Annotated in this window: 12 protein-coding genes; 9 read left to right on the forward strand and 3 right to left on the reverse strand. The window is 74.9% G+C overall.

Annotated features, from left to right (window positions below; translation table 11 throughout):
• From RIF68_RS09935 to RIF68_RS09945, 3 genes are all read left to right on the forward strand, one after another.
• The coding region (locus tag RIF68_RS09935; protein WP_309050791.1) for a glutamate--cysteine ligase at positions 1-1,156 on the forward strand (1,156 nt) is incomplete at its 5' end.
• Between the two features lie 136 nt (positions 1,157-1,292).
• Positions 1,293-3,077, forward strand: coding sequence for an N-acetylglutaminylglutamine amidotransferase (locus RIF68_RS09940; RefSeq protein ID WP_309050792.1), 1,785 nt, complete (start codon positions 1,293-1,295; stop codon positions 3,075-3,077).
• Entirely contained in the window at positions 3,050-5,089 is a 2,040-nt protein-coding gene (locus RIF68_RS09945) for an alpha/beta fold hydrolase (RefSeq protein ID WP_309050793.1), read from the forward strand. Before RIF68_RS09940 ends, RIF68_RS09945 begins: the two co-directional genes overlap by 28 nt.
• Positions 5,090-5,263: 174 nt before the next feature.
• On the opposite strand, the gene RIF68_RS09950 is transcribed toward RIF68_RS09945, so the two are convergent.
• Positions 5,264-5,707, reverse strand: coding sequence for a hypothetical protein (locus tag RIF68_RS09950; RefSeq protein ID WP_309050794.1), 444 nt, complete (start codon positions 5,705-5,707; stop codon positions 5,264-5,266).
• Between the two features lie 5 nt (positions 5,708-5,712).
• On the reverse strand, positions 5,713-7,446 hold the full coding sequence (gene ctaD, locus RIF68_RS09955) for a cytochrome c oxidase subunit I (RefSeq protein WP_309050795.1): 1,734 nt from the start codon (positions 7,444-7,446) through the stop codon (positions 5,713-5,715).
• Positions 7,447-7,797: 351 nt separating this feature from the next.
• On the opposite strand from ctaD, the gene RIF68_RS09960 reads away from it, so the two are divergent.
• Complete coding sequence (locus tag RIF68_RS09960; RefSeq protein ID WP_309050796.1) at positions 7,798-9,249, forward strand: M20/M25/M40 family metallo-hydrolase; 1,452 nt, start codon at positions 7,798-7,800, stop codon at positions 9,247-9,249.
• 13 nt (positions 9,250-9,262) lie between these two features.
• Here RIF68_RS09960 and RIF68_RS09965 read toward each other — a convergent pair whose 3' ends face one another.
• Positions 9,263-10,603, reverse strand: a complete 1,341-nt coding sequence (locus RIF68_RS09965) for a peptide ligase PGM1-related protein (protein WP_309050797.1) — start codon at positions 10,601-10,603, stop codon at positions 9,263-9,265.
• Between the two features lie 294 nt (positions 10,604-10,897).
• Here RIF68_RS09965 and RIF68_RS09970 point away from each other — a divergent pair, with 294 nt between their 5' ends.
• The 5 genes from RIF68_RS09970 to RIF68_RS09990 form a co-directional block, all read left to right on the forward strand.
• A complete protein-coding gene (locus tag RIF68_RS09970; protein WP_309050798.1) occupies positions 10,898-11,845 on the forward strand; it encodes a helix-turn-helix domain-containing protein in 948 nt (315 codons plus the stop codon).
• A gap of 127 nt (positions 11,846-11,972) precedes the next feature.
• The gene (locus tag RIF68_RS09975) at positions 11,973-12,602 is read left to right on the forward strand and encodes a DJ-1/PfpI family protein (RefSeq protein WP_309050799.1); all 630 of its coding nucleotides are present in this window, start codon (positions 11,973-11,975) and stop codon (positions 12,600-12,602) included.
• A 55-nt stretch (positions 12,603-12,657) separates the two neighbouring features.
• Positions 12,658-13,413, forward strand: coding sequence for a DJ-1/PfpI family protein (locus tag RIF68_RS09980; RefSeq protein ID WP_309050800.1), 756 nt, complete (start codon positions 12,658-12,660; stop codon positions 13,411-13,413).
• A gap of 89 nt (positions 13,414-13,502) precedes the next feature.
• Positions 13,503-13,727: a DUF6458 family protein gene (locus RIF68_RS09985; RefSeq protein ID WP_309050801.1), complete on the forward strand. Its 225-nt coding sequence runs from the start codon at positions 13,503-13,505 to the stop codon at positions 13,725-13,727.
• Between the two features lie 33 nt (positions 13,728-13,760).
• Positions 13,761-14,099, forward strand: a 339-nt coding sequence (locus RIF68_RS09990; RefSeq protein WP_375165684.1) for a 4'-phosphopantetheinyl transferase family protein, incomplete at its 3' end; no start/stop codon positions are given.

The raw sequence follows: 14,099 nt of genomic DNA on the forward strand, positions 1-14,099 counted from the left end.
GGTCGAGGAAGAATTTCATGTGATCGACGTCGAGAGCGGGGAACTCGTCCCCCGCGCCGACTCGATCCTCAGCAGGCTGACCCGGTACACCGGCGCGTACACGCGAGAGCTGGCCCAGTCGGCCGTGGAGTCGAACAGCGGGGTGCACGCGTCCCTGCAGGATCTGTGGGCCGACCTGTCCACCTCGCGCCGGCGGCTCGACCGGGCGGCCTCGTCCCAGGGGCTCGCGGTCGCGGCCGTCGGGACCGCGCCGCTGACGCGGCTGGGAACCGTGCCGACCACCGTCGACGAGCGCTATCTGCACATGACGGACGAGTACCGCCGACTGGTCGGCGAGCAGTTGATCTGCGGCGCGCAGGTGCACGTGGACGTACCGGACCGGGACACGGCGGTACGCGCGATGTGCGTCGTCGGTCCGTGGCTGCCGGTGCTCCTGGCCCTGTCCGCGAGCTCCCCCTACTGGCTCGGCAACGACACCGGGTACGCGAGCTGGCGGACCATGGTGTGGCAGCGCTGGCCCACCTCGGGGCCCGCCGGGTGCTTCGCCGACGCGGAGGCGTACGACCGCGCGATCCAGGAGCTGATCAGCTCCGGCGTCATCAGCGATCCCGGCATGATCTACCACGACATCCGGCCCTCCTCGCACCTGCCCACCCTGGAACTGCGCGTCTGTGACGCCTGCCCCCGGGTGGAGACCGTCGTCCTGATCGCCGCGCTCTTCCGGGCCCTGGTGGTCGACGCCTGCGCCGCCGTCCGGGAGGCCGGTGACGCGGGGTGCGACGGCCGCCACGAGTGGCTGCGCACCGCCACCTGGCGCGCCGCCCGCTCGGGTCTCGAAGGTGACCTGGTCGATCCGGAGACCCGGCTCGCCGCGCCCGCCCCGGCCGTGGTGCGGAGCCTGCTGCGCAAGGTCCGGCCGACGCTGGAGGAGTTCGGCGACTGGGAGACGACGCTCTCCCTGGCGGAGGACGCCCTGGCCCGTGGCAGCGCCGCCGCGGTGCTGCGCGCGAAGGTCGCCGAGGAGGACCTGCTCGCCGGCGTGGACGCCGTCCTCGCCGAGACGCGGGGCGAGAAGCTCCTGCCCGCCCGGGCCGGCCGCCGGGTCCGCCCCCTCCCCGCCGGCTGGGACGGCCGGCCGGCCGCCAGCGCCTCCTGAGCCGCCGGCGCCTCCCCCGACAACGTACGAGAACGAACACGCACCGCCGCACCACCGAGGAGTGACCCAGAATGCGAAAACGCCCTGATGCCCAGCCCTGCCCTGTGCGCGTCGCCGACGTCCCGGGAGGTCCGGCGTGTGCGGCCTGAGCGGTGAGATCCGCTTCGACGGAGGGCGGCCCGACCTGGCCGCGGTGGAGCGCATGACCGACCGGCTGGCGGCGCGCGGCCCCGACGGCCGGGGACTGTGGAACCGCGGCGCCGTCGCGTTCGGACACCGGCGGCTGAAGATCATCGACCTCTCGGAGCGGGCGGCCCAGCCGCTCACCGACGAGGCGGCGGGCCTGACCTGCGTCTTCAACGGCTGCATCTACAACTACCAGCAGCTGCGCGACGAGCTGCGCGGCCTGGGCCACCGCTTCGAGACCACCTCGGACACCGAGGTCGTGCTCAAGGCCTACCGGCAGTGGGGCACCGACTTCGTGGAGCACTTCGCCGGGATGTTCGCCATCGCCGTCGCGGAGCACGCCACGGGCCGGGTGGTGCTCGCCCGGGACCGGCTCGGCATCAAGCCGATGTACCTCGCGGAACGGCCCGGCCGGCTGCGGTTCGCCTCCACCCTCCCCGCGCTCCTCGCGGGCGGCGAGGTGGACACCTCGCTCGACCCCGTCGCCGTTCACCACTACATGAGCTGGCAGTCCACGGTGCCCGCCCCGCGCACCGTCCTGGCCGGGGTGCGCAAGCTCCCGCCCGCGACGGTCCGCGTGATCGAACCGGACGGCCGGCACCGGGACCACCGCTACTGGCAGCCCTCCTACACCCGCCGCGCCGACCTGGCCGGCATGGGCCCGGAGGAGTGGCGGGACGCCGTCCTCGCGTCGCTGCGCACCGCCGTGCGGCGGCGCATGGTGGCCGACGTGCCGGTGGGCGTGCTGCTCTCGGGCGGTCTCGACTCCAGCCTGATCGTCGCCCTCCTCGCCGAGGAGGGGCAGAAGGACCTGGCCACCTTCAGCGTCGGCTTCGAGTCGGAGGCCGGCGAGGACGGCGACGAGTTCCACTACTCCGACCAGGTGGCCCGTCACTTCGACACCGACCACCACCAGCTGATGGTGCCCTCGGACCGGGTGTCGACCGCCCTCGACGGCGCGGTCGCCGCCATGAGCGAGCCGATGACGAGCCACGACGTGGTGGCCTTCCACCTCCTGTCGGAGCAGGTCTCCAAGGACGTGAGCGTCGTGCAGAGCGGCCAGGGCGCCGACGAGGTGTTCGGCGGCTACCACTGGTACCCGGCCCTCGCCGAGGTGCCGCGCGAGGACGAACCCGAGCGGTACGCCGACGTCTACTCCGACCGGTCGCACGCCGAGCTGGCGAAGATCCTCCAGCCGCACATGCTGGCCCCCGGCGACCCGTCGCGGGAGTACATCCGCCGCCACATGGCGGAAGCCGGCGCCGAGACGGCCCTGGACGCCGCGCTCCGCACGGAGACCCACGTCATGATGATCGACGACCCGGTGAAGCGGGTCGACAACATGACCATGGACTGGGGTCTGGAGGCGCGGGTGCCGTTCCTCGACCACGAGCTGGTGGAGCTGGCAGCCGCCTGCCCGCCCGAGCTGAAGCTCGCGCAGGGCGGCAAGGGCGTCCTCAAGGACGCCGGGCGCACGGTGCTCCCGAGGAGCGTCGTGGACCGGCCGAAGGGCTACTTCCCGGTGCCCGCCATCCGCCACATGGCCGCGCCCGTCCTGGGACGCGTACGGGAGGCCCTCACCTCCCCGGCTGCGCGCGGGCGGGGGCTGTTCCAGGAGGAGTACGTCTCCCGGCTCCTGGCCGCACCGGACGACCACCGCACGAACCGGGGCGCCAACGCCCTGTGGCAGATCGCGCTGCTGGAGATATGGCTGCAGACGCACGGCATCGACTGACCGCGGAGGGCGCGGCGGGGACCGTCACGGCCCCGTCCGCCCAGCCGCTGGCCACCGCGGCCGGCCCCCTGGACACGCCCAGGGGGCTGGTGGCGCACGCCTGCTGGTACCCGTCGGTGGACCCGAGCGGGGAGTACGCGGCGTTCATCTGCGACCGCGGGGGCGTGCCGCAGCTGTGGACGGCGCCGCTGGGCGGCGAGGAGGCCCGGCTGCTGGACGCCGGCCCGGACCATGTGACGGAGGTGTCCTGGTCGCCGGACGGCCGGTGGATCGCCTACACGGTCGCGCCGGGCGGAAGCGGACACACCCGGGTGCTGTGCGTCCGGCCGGACGGCTCCGACCGCAGGATCCTGGCCGGCGCGGAGGCGGGCTCCTCGGCGTACCTCGGCTGCTGGACCCGGGACGGCTCGGCGCTGGCGGTCACCATCGCCGAACCCGCCTCCGGCCGGCCCGACCCGGCCGACCTCGCCGAGCGACCCGCGGGCTGGACGGCACGTGACGGGCACGCCACCCTCCTCGACGCCGGCGCGCACGGCGGCGGGGAGGGCGGCCCGCCGGTGCGGGACGTGCTGACCGCCTACCTGCTCGACCCGGCCGGTGTGACAGCCCCCGCCCTGCTGGCCGAGGAGAGCGAGGCGGCGACGCTCAGGGTCTGCGACCTCAGCGCGGACGGCCGCCTCGCCCTGCTGCGGCGCGGGCCGCGCGGCGGTCGCGAGGCGGTCGTGGTGCGCCTCGCGGACCGCGCGCCCGTCTGCACCCTGCCGGTCGCCGACGGCGACCCGTGGATCGGCCGCTTCTCCGCCGACGCCCGCACGCTGTGGCTGCGCAGCGACCACGACCGGGAGTTCGCCGCCCTGCTCGCCCTGGACCTGGACGTTTCCGGGGCCGCGACCGGGCTGCGCGTGCACGCCGCACGCGAGGCGTGCGACCTGGAGCTGCTGTCCGCCGTGGAGCACGGCGGACACCTGGCCCTGGTGTGGAACGTCCACGGGACGAGCGAGCTGGAGACCCTGCCCGTCGACGCGCCGAACGGCACGCCGCCCGCGCCCCGGCCCGTGCCGCTGGACCACGAGGTGGTCACGCGCGTCGTGCCGGCGGGGGCGTACGGGATGCTCGTCGCCCTCTCCGGCTCCCAGCGGCGGCCCGGGGTGTGGCACGTGCCGGGGGCGGCGCCTCCGGTGCGCACGCCGTGGTCGGCCCGGGACGAGGAGACCGTGCCCCCGGGGCCGCCGCCGGTGCGGCCGGTTCCGCTGCGGCCGACGGCCCGCGACGGGCTGCTGCTCGGCGGCTGGTACCACCGGGCGCCGGGCCGCCCGCCCGGCGAGCCGGCTCCTTGCGTCCTCCACCTCCACGGCGGCCCCGAGGAGCAGGAGCGCCCGGTCTTCGACCCGCTGTACCACGAGCTGCTCGGCCGGGGACTCGACGTCTTCGCCCCCGACGTCAGGGGGTCGTCGGGCTGGGGCCGTTCGTTCCGGGACGCCGACCTGGGCACGGGCCGGTTCGACGCCATCGAGGACGTGGCGGCCTGCGCGGCGCACGTCGTCGAGGCGGGGCTCGCGGATCCGCGCCGCCTCGCGGTCATGGGTCATTCGTACGGCGGATATCTCACCCTCGCCTCCCTCGTCTGGCACCCGGACCTGTTCCGTACGGGCGTCACCGTCTGCGGCATGTCCGACTTCGGGACCTTCTTCGCCGGTACGGAGCCGTGGCTGGCGGAGTCGGCCGCGCACAAGTACGGCCATCCGGAGCGGGACCGGGCGCTGCTCCAGGCCCTGTCCCCGATGAGCCGCATCGACGCCCTGCGGGTGCCGCTGCTCGCGGTGCACGGCGCGCACGACACCAACGTGCCGCCGGGGGAGTCGGAGCAGATCGTGCTCGCCGCCCGCGAGCGCGGCCTGGAGGCCGAACTGCTCCTGCTGCCCGGCGAGGGGCACGACTTCCGGCGGGCCGAGAGCCGCCGGCAGTTCCGCCGCACGGCCGCCGACTGGCTCCAGCGCCGGCTCGTGTCCTGAGCGGCGGGCCGGGCGCGCGCGTCCTGCCGCCGCGGTGCGGGACGAATACGACGGCACGGCGCCCCGGAGGGTGAGCGGCCCCACGGGACCGCCGCCCTTCCGGGGCGCCGTCGTGCCGTCTGGGAGCGGGCCCGGGGCCGGGTGCCGCCGTCCCGCTCTCCGTCCGCCGTTCTCCTAGCCCGCGGCCCGGGCCAGGGCCGTCCACACGAGCGCCGTCGCGGCGCCCAGGGCGGCGGCGGAGACGAGGGAGGTGGCGACCAGGCGCCGCCGCAGGCAGGCGTAGCGGCCGCTGTACTCGCGGCGGAGCTCGTCGGCGCGGACGACGGCGGCCTGGAACATCCGCCGCCGGAGCTCCAGGTGCTCCTGGGCGAAGACCCGGGCGATCTCCTCCGCCTCGTGCGGCCCCAGCCAGGGGAACCGGCCGGCGAAGGCGGCGCCCGCCTCGGCGGCCTCGGTACGGGCGTGCTGGGCGAGGAGGTAGCCCTCCATGCGGGCGATGCCGGCGGCCGCCTCCGCGCGGAGGGCGTCGTGCCCCCGGGCGCCCGTCCCGGAGGCCACGGGCGGCCCGCCGGGGCGGCTCGTGGAACCCTGCGGGTCTCCCGGACCGGTCACGGCCATGCGGGTCAGGCCTCCCGGTCGGGGCCGCTGCCCTGCGTGGGGCTCTGGGCGGCGCCGGGGTCGTCGATGATGTCGCGCTTCTGTCCGCCACCGTGGGCGAGGGCCGCCAGGCTCGGGAAGTTCAGGTCGAAGGCGGGCGATTCCGAGCGGATGCGGGGCATCGTCACGAAGTTGTGGCGGGGCGGCGGGCACGAGGTGGCCCACTCCAGGGACCGGCCGAAGCCCCAGGGGTCGTCGACGGTGACGCGCGGGGCCGTGCGGGCGGTCTTCCAGACGTTGTAGAAGAACGGCAGGGTGGAGGTGCCGAGCAGGAACGCCCCGATGGTCGAGACCGTGTTGAGGGCGGTGAACCCGTCGGCGTTCAGGTAGTCCGCGTACCGGCGGGGCATGCCCTCCGCGCCCAGCCAGTGCTGGACGAGGAACGTGGCGTGGAAGCCGACGAACAGCGACCAGAAGTGGATCTTGCCGAGGCGTTCGTCGAGCATCGTGCCCGTCATCTTCGGCCACCAGAAGTAGAACCCGGCGAACATCGCGAAGACGACGGTGCCGAAGACCACGTAGTGGAAGTGCGCGACGACGAAGTAGGAGTCGGTGACGTGGAAGTCCATCGGCGGCGAGGCGAGGATGATGCCGGTCAGGCCGCCGAAGAGGAAGGTGACGAGGAAGCCGATCGACCACAGCATCGGCGTCTCGAAGGAGAGCGACCCCTTCCACATGGTGCCGATCCAGTTGAAGAACTTCACGCCCGTCGGCACGGCGATCAGGAACGTCATGAAGGAGAAGAACGGCAGCAGCACCGCGCCGGTGGCGAACATGTGGTGCGCCCACACGGTCACCGACAGGCCGGCGATCGCGATGGTGGCGCCGATGAGGCCGACGTATCCGAAGAGCGGCTTGCGGGAGAAGACCGGCAGGATCTCGGTGACGATGCCGAAGAACGGCAGGGCGATGATGTAGACCTCGGGGTGCCCGAAGAACCAGAAGAGGTGCTGCCACAGCAGGGCGCCGCCGTTGGCCGGGTCGAAGACGTGGGCCCCGAACTGCCGGTCCGCCTCCAGCACGAGGAGCGCCGCCGCGAGCACGGGGAAGGCGAGCAGGACGAGCACCGAGGTCAGCAGGATGTTCCAGGTGAAGATCGGCATCCGGAACATCGTCATGCCGGGCGCGCGCATGCAGATGATCGTGGTGATGAAGTTGACGGCGCCGAGGATCGTCCCGAAACCGCTGAGCGCCAGGCCCATGATCCACATGTCGCCGCCCACGTACGGGGTGCGCTCGCCCCCGCTGAGCGGCGTGTACGCGGTCCAGCCGAAGTCGGCCGTGCCCTGCGGGGTGAAGATGCCGGCGAACGCGATCAGTCCGCCGAAGAGGAACAGCCAGTACGAGAACATGTTCAGGCGCGGGAACGCCACGTCCGGGGAGCCGATCTGCAGCGGCATGATCGCGTTGGCGAAGCCGGCGAAGGTCGGGGTGGCGAACAGCAGCAGCATCACCGTGCCGTGCAGGGTGAACGCCTGGTTGTACTGCTCCGTCGAGACGAGCTGGAGCCCGGGCCGGGCCAGCTCCGCCCGGATGACCAGCGCGAGGATCCCGCCCAGGATGAAGAACACGAACGACGTGATCAGGTAGAGGTGGCCGATCTTCTTGTGGTCGGTCGTGGTCAGCCAGTCCACGACGACCCTCCCCCGGCTTCTCCTCTTCACGGGAACGAGGGTGGGCGGCTCGGTGGAGGTGACCATGGGGGACTCCGCTGAAGATCGGTAAGAACACGGCTGGGCAGGCCGACCGTAGAACACCCCACACGCGGCAAACCACACGGACACGGGCATTCCGCAAAAATCACCTGATCGCACCGTGCCGGGTCACGCCTGCGGCCGACCGGGCGGAAAGACGGGCGGCACGGATGGGACGCCGGTGCCGCGGGAAACCGCAGGGGTGTCCGGCCGCCGGCGGAGCCGTTCGCGTGCGGGTGGCCCCGGGCCGCCCGTGGTCGGCGCCGGCGCGCACGGCCGGCGGGCGCACCGCACCGCCGCCCCTGTCCCCCGCCCTCGCCCTCGCCCTCGCCCTCGCCCCGAAGTGGAGAGTCCCCGATGACAGCGCTCCCTCCCCCGCCCGATCCGGCAGCGTCCGCGTCGACGGCCCCGCTCGTTCCGCCCGGGACGCTCCGCGCGGCGGTCCGGCGCGAGACGGAGTCCGTCCTCGCCGATCTGGCGGAGTGGGTCCGCGTCCCGTCCCTGTCCTGCCTGCCCGACCACGCGGTGGAGGTGACGCGCTCGGCCCGTCTGCTCCGGTCCTTCTTCCGCGGCGCCGGGTTCCCGGTGGTCGAGGAGTGGCCCACCGAGGGGCTGCCGGCCGTGTACGCCTGCCGGCCCGCCGCCGATCCCGACGCGCCCACCGTGCTCGTCTACAGCCATCACGACGTCAACGCCGTCATCGAGGAGGACTGGCGCGAGACCGCGCCGTTCGCAGGTGTGCTGCGCGGGGGCCGGCTCCACGGCCGGGGCGCCTCCGACGCCAAGGGGCAGGTGATGTGCCACCTGTGGGCGCTGCGGGCCTGGCTCGCCGCCACGGGGGACTCCGCGCCGCCCGTGACCCTGAAGTTCCTGGTCGAGGGCGAGGAGGAGATCGGCTCCGTCCATCTCGGAGAGCTCATGGAACGGCACGCCGAGGCGCTGCGCGCGGATGTCGTCATGGTCTCCGACACGATGCTGTGGTCGCTGGACCGTCCGGCGGTCTGCGCGGGGGTGCGGGGCTCGGTCAGCGCGACGCTCACGGTGCGCGGGACGCGGGCGGATGTCCACAACGGGGCCGTCGCCGGAGCCGTCGGCAACCCGCTGACCGAACTGTGCCGCGTCCTCGGTTCGCTGCGCGACGAGAACGGACGGATCACCCTCGACGGCTTCTACGACCGGGTGGAGTCGCCGCCGGACCACGAGCGGGCGCGGCTGGCCGGCGCGGACCTGGACGAGCGGGAGTGGACACGCAGGACCGGGGCGCTCGGCGCGCCCGGGGAGGCCGGGTACGGCATCACGGAGCGGGTGTGGCTGCGGCCCGCCGTCGAGGTGACCAGCCTGTCCGGCGGGCACCCCCGACTCCCCGGCCTCGGCGTCGTGCCCGCCACCGCCACCGCCGGCCTCGTCCTGCGACTGGTGCCGGACCAGCGGGCGGACGAGGTCGCGGAGAGCCTGCGGGAGTGGGTGGCGGCTCGGGTCGGCCCCGGTTTCACGTACGAGCTCGACCTCCCCGGCACCCGGTCCGACCCCTACACGACGCCGCTCGGCCATCCGGCTTTCCGGGCCCTGGAGCGGGCCGTCGGCGCGGGCCGGGACCGGCCCGTCGCCCGGATGCGCAACGGGGGCGCCGCGCCGGCCGCCCAGCTCGCGCGGGCGCTCGGCGCCCCGGTGCTGTTCTACGGCACGGGTCTGCTGGAGGACCGGTGGCACAGCGGCGACGAAAGCGTCGAGGTGGAGGCCCTGGCCCAGGGCGCGGAGACGCTGGCCACGTGGTGGAGCCTGCTGCCGGACGCGCTCGCGGGGGACTGAACGGGCGGCCGGGTCAGACCAGGGGGCCCAGTACCCGCGTCAGGCGTTCCTCCAGGGCGTCGAGTCGGGAGCCGGACGGGGCGATCGTCACATGGCGCCAGGTGCGGCCGTCGGTGGGCGGGCCCGCGTACAGGACCGCGCCCTCGCCCCGCCCGGCCGACCACCCGAGTCCGCTGTCCTCCAGGAGGCGGACGGTCTGTTCGAAGGTGTACGGGGCGGAGGCCCGCCGGCGGCCCATGCACCAGGCCGGGTCGTCCCGGCCCGCCGCCCGCGCGAGCCGGGTGACCATGGCATGCGGGGTGGTGGTGGCGGTACGCCGCACGTTGCTCTCGTTGGCGTGGAGGACACCCTGCCGGGTCACGACGGCGTCCAGGGAGAACGGGCCGGCGTAGCCGTGCCGTCCCAGGTGAGCGCCGAACGCCCGGGCCCACCCCTCCAGTTCGCCGCGCGCCTCGGCCGCCGGTCCGCGCAGGGGGGCCTCGTAGCCGGTGAACGAGCCCTCCCTGGTGCGCATCTCGCCGCTGAAGAGGACCTCCGTCCGGGCGGGCCCCGTCCAGGCCTGCGTGCTGAGCGAGTGGGCCACGTCCACGCACTCCTCCACCACCCAGGTGTCGTCCACGGGTGGCAGGGACAGCGGCCCCGGCGCCTCACCGGGGGCGGCGGCCCGGACGAAGGTGAGGCCGTGCCCTCCGGCGGAGCGGTCGGGCTTCACCACGACCGCGCGGTGGTCCCGGGTCATGCGCGCCACGAGCGCGTCCAGCTCCGCGTGGCGGCAGACCCGGCCCTCGGGCACGCGGAGGCCGAGCGCGGCCGCCACGGCCCGGAAGCCGGACTTCGTGTTGAGCCGCGAGGTGACCTTCAGCGCCTCCGGGGTGGGCTCCTCCCGCCCGTACGGGGTGACCGGGATCCCGAGGTCACGGGCGAAGGCGGCCGCGGACTCGTCCAGGGCGGTCGGCAGGAGGGCGATCCCCGGCCGGGCGGCCACCAGTTCCCGTACGGCGGGCAGCAGACCGGCCCGTTCGACGGCCTCCGCGAAGGGGACGCCGGGGCACGGCGGCACGGGGACGACGGTCACGTCCCCGGCGGACAGGCCGAGCAGGCGGGCCGCGTACTCCCGGAAGGCCCCGGGGAGCGGGACGGGGGTCAGGAGGACGTCCCCGGGCCGCAGCAGCCACATCGTGCGCGGTGCCTGCTCGGCCCACTGGCCGAGGACGGCGGTCGCCCGCAGCCCGACCGCGAGGTCCGAGGCGAAGTTCGCGTGCACCAGCAGCGGTCCGGCGTGCTCCGTCGCCTCCCGGTCCGCCCCGGGAGCGGCCGGCCGCGCGGGCGGGGGTGTCGTCCGGTCGGTCGTCATGGTTCTCCTGCGTCTCGCCGGGGAGCCCGGGCCGGGAGCCGGCCCAGCGGCACCGGGGTGGTGCGCCCGGGGCTCCCGGTCGTCGGCGGTCACCTGCCGGGGCCGGCCACCGGTGCCCCGCGGCCACCGTACCTCCGGGTCTCCCCCGGCACGACCGGCCGCCCGCGCCGTGTCCCCGCGGCCCGGGGAAACCGGCCGCCGGGGGAACGGACCGTCCGGGAAACGTCGGTCGGGGCCGGCGGCGGTCCGGGGTGGCGGCCCGCCTGGCACGGTCATGCCGTACGCTCCGGGCGTATGCACGTGGTCGCGGTTCTCGCACTCGACGGTGTGTCGGCGTTCGATCTCGCCATCCCCTGCCAGGTGTTCGCGATCCCCCAATCCCCGGACGGTACGCCCGCGTACGAGGTCCGCGTCTGTGCCGACCGGGACACGGTGGCGACGGCGGGGCCGACGACCCCCTTCCGCATCTCCTCCTCGTACGGCTGGGAGGAGGCGCTCGACGCGGACACGGTGATCGTCCCGGGGATACCCGCCGAGCGGACCCCGGACCCGCGCGGGATCGGCATCCTGCGGGAGGCGGCGGCCGGCGGGGCCCGGATCGCGTCGATCTGCACGGGCGCCTTCGCCCTCGCGCACGCCGGGCTCCTGGACGGGCGCCGGGCGACGACCCACTGGCGGTTCGCCGACGCCCTCGCGGAGCGGTTCCCGGACACGGTCGTCGACCCGTCGGTGCTGTACGTGGACGAGGGCCAGGTGCTCACCTCCGCCGGCATCGCCGCGGGCCTGGACCTCTGCCTCCATCTGGTGCGGCGGGACCACGGCGCGGCGGTCGCGGCGGGGGCCGCGCGCGTCCTGGTCATGCCGCCCCAGCGCACGGGCGGCCAGGCGCAGTTCATCGAGTACCGGGCGCCGGAGACGGACTCCGCCGACCTCGGCGCGACCCTGGAGTGGATGCGCGGGAAACTCGGTGAGCCGCTCACCCTGGCCGACATCGCCGCGCACGCGATGATGAGCCGCCGCAGCCTGGCCCGGCACTTCCGGGCCCAGACGGGGACGACTCCGCTGCGCTGGCTGCTCGCCCAGCGCGTGCAGCGCGCGCGGGAGCTCCTGGAGACGACGGGACTGCCGATGACCAGGGTCGCGGAGGCGACCGGGTTCGGGTCGGTCGAGACGCTCCGCCACCACTTCGCGCGCCAGGTGGGGACGACACCGTCGGCGTACCGGGCCGCCTTCCGCGCCTGAGGGGCCGGCCGCTCGTGCCCCTGGCCGTATCTTGCGCACCAGGGGCACGGACGCCGGTGTCGGCGCCCGCCGCGCCCCGGAAGACTGGACGCGTTCCCACTCCGCACCGTCTTCCCGGAGGTTCGTCATGCCTTCTCGCACCCCGCCGCCGCCCCGCGCAGGACGCCCGCTGCGCGTGCACACCGTGCTCTACGACGGCGTCGAGGAGCAGGACTTCGCCGGTCACATCGAGGTCTTCGGCATCGTCGGCGAGGAGCGTCTCGCGCAGTCCTTCGTCACCGTCGGCGGCTCGCGCCGGGTGACCACCTCCGCCGGCATGGAACTCCTCTGCCGGGACGCCTGGTCACCGCACTCCGCCGACGTGATCATCGTCCCCGGCGGCGGGTACGGCGAGGGGTCCGGTCTCCAGCGGGAGATCACGCGCGGCACCCTGCCCCGCGCCCTCGCCTCGGCCCGCCGGGACGGCCTGGTCATGGCGGCGGTCTGCTCGGGCACCATGCTGCTCTCCGCCGCCGGTCTGACCGCCGGGCGCCGCTGCACCACGCACCACATCGCCCTGGCGGACCTGCGGGCGCAGGGCGGGCGCGTGGTCGCGGGCCGGGTCGTGGACGACGGCGACCTGGTGACCTGCGGAGGCGTCACCTCGGGCATCGACCTGGGCATCTGGCTCGTCGAGCGCTTCCTCGGCCCGGACACCGCCCTGTTCGCGGAGGAGGTCCTCGAGTACGAGCGCCGCGGCACCGTGAACACCGCGTGAACCGCCGCCCCTTCGCCGCACCCCGCACCCCTACCGACCTTCAGAGGTGACCCGCGTGAACCGACGTACCCTGCTGCGCACCGCGACCGCCCTCGGCGCCACCGGCCTCGCGACCGGCATCGCGAGCCCGGCCGCCGCGCGCGGCACGGCCCCCGCCGCCGTGCCCGCTCCCGCTCCCGGGACCGGCGATCCGCTGCGCGTCCAAGTGGTGCTGTTCCCCGGCGTGGAGGAGCTGGACCTCGCCGCCCCCTACGAGGTGTTCGCCGCCTCGGACTTCTTCACCGACCGCGCGGTGGACGTCCGGTACGTCGCCCTGGACGGACCGGGGACGATCACCGCCGCCTTCGGGACCACCCTCCGCGTGGACCACGGCTGGGCGCCCGGCGAGGCGGACCTCCTCGTGGTGCCGGGCGGCGGTTACGCCCGGCGGGACGACCCGGGGGTGTGGGCCGAGATCCGGCGCGGCGCCCTGCCGCGCGCCCTGGCCGAGGCCCGCCGTCCCGGCCTGACGATCGCCGCCCTCTGCACCGGCGTCATGCTGCTCTCCGCCGCCGGGGTGACGCGTGGCCGGCCCTGCACGACCCACCACCGGGCCCGCGCCGACCTGGAGCGTCAGGGCGGCGTGCTGAAGCGGGCGAGGGTGGTGGACGACGGGGACCTGGTGACCGCGGGGGGCGTCACCTCCGGACTCGACCTCGCGCTGTGGCTGGTCCGCCGGGAGCTCGGCGTCGACGCGGCGCTCGGTCTCGAGTCCATGCTGGAGTACGAGGCCCGGGGCACGGTCTGGACGGCGGGCACGCCCCGCGGTTGACGGGCCGTCCGGCGCGTTGTCCCCGCGGCGGGGCATGGGCCGCCCGGTCGGGGGTACCCGAGGCACATCAACCCCCGAGGAGGAACACCATGGGTCTGAGACTGTGCATCATCCTGATCGCGGTCGGGGCCATACTCACCTTCGCGGCCGACTGGGAACTCGACGGAGTCAACCTCGATCTGGTGGGTCTGATCCTTATGGCGGTCGGCATCATCGGGACCGCGGTCTACACGAGCATCCTGCGGCGCCGCCGGATGGTGATCCCGCCCGTCACCCCGACCGTGACCGAGCAGGAGCGGCGCGATCTGCTCTGACGGTCCGCCGGCCGGCCCGGCAGACTGGGTGGCATGACCATCGAGCTGCTGCCCGTGCGCGGCCTCCGCGCCGGCGAGACGCCGGACGTGGACGTTCCACCGGTCGCCGACGGCACGGCGGCCTCGCTCTGGCTGGTCCGGGTGGCACCGGACCCCGGGGCGTACGACCTGCTCGACGCCGGGGAACGGGCCCGCTGGAACGCGTTCGTACGCGAGGAGGACCGGGCCCGGTACCTCGCCGCGCACGGCGCCCTGCGCCGGCTGCTCGGCCGCTTCCTGGACGTCCGGCCGCAGGAGGTCGTCCTCGTCCGGGAGCCCTGTCCGCTCTGCGGCGCCCCGCCCGGCCGGCCCGGCCGGCGGGGGGCCCGCCCG

The sequence above is a fragment of the Streptomyces sp. genome, from assembly GCF_031178505.1.
Taxonomy (GTDB): domain Bacteria; phylum Actinomycetota; class Actinomycetes; order Streptomycetales; family Streptomycetaceae; genus Streptomyces; species Streptomyces gulbargensis.

Bases quoted from the DNA above. Each gene is read 5' to 3' on its own strand.
- RIF68_RS09945 (WP_309050793.1), top strand. From the start codon at position 3,050: ATGGCTGCAGACGCACGGCATCGACTGACCGCGGAGGGCGCGGCGGGG.
- RIF68_RS09950 (WP_309050794.1), bottom strand. From the start codon at position 5,707: ATGGCCGTGACCGGTCCGGGAGACCCGCAGGGTTCCACGAGCCGCCCC.
- ctaD (WP_309050795.1), bottom strand. From the start codon at position 7,446: ATGGTCACCTCCACCGAGCCGCCCACCCTCGTTCCCGTGAAGAGGAGA.
- RIF68_RS09960 (WP_309050796.1), top strand. From the start codon at position 7,798: ATGACAGCGCTCCCTCCCCCGCCCGATCCGGCAGCGTCCGCGTCGACG.
- RIF68_RS09965 (WP_309050797.1), bottom strand. From the start codon at position 10,603: ATGACGACCGACCGGACGACACCCCCGCCCGCGCGGCCGGCCGCTCCC.
- RIF68_RS09970 (WP_309050798.1), top strand. From the start codon at position 10,898: ATGCACGTGGTCGCGGTTCTCGCACTCGACGGTGTGTCGGCGTTCGAT.
- RIF68_RS09975 (WP_309050799.1), top strand. From the start codon at position 11,973: ATGCCTTCTCGCACCCCGCCGCCGCCCCGCGCAGGACGCCCGCTGCGC.
- RIF68_RS09985 (WP_309050801.1), top strand. From the start codon at position 13,503: ATGGGTCTGAGACTGTGCATCATCCTGATCGCGGTCGGGGCCATACTC.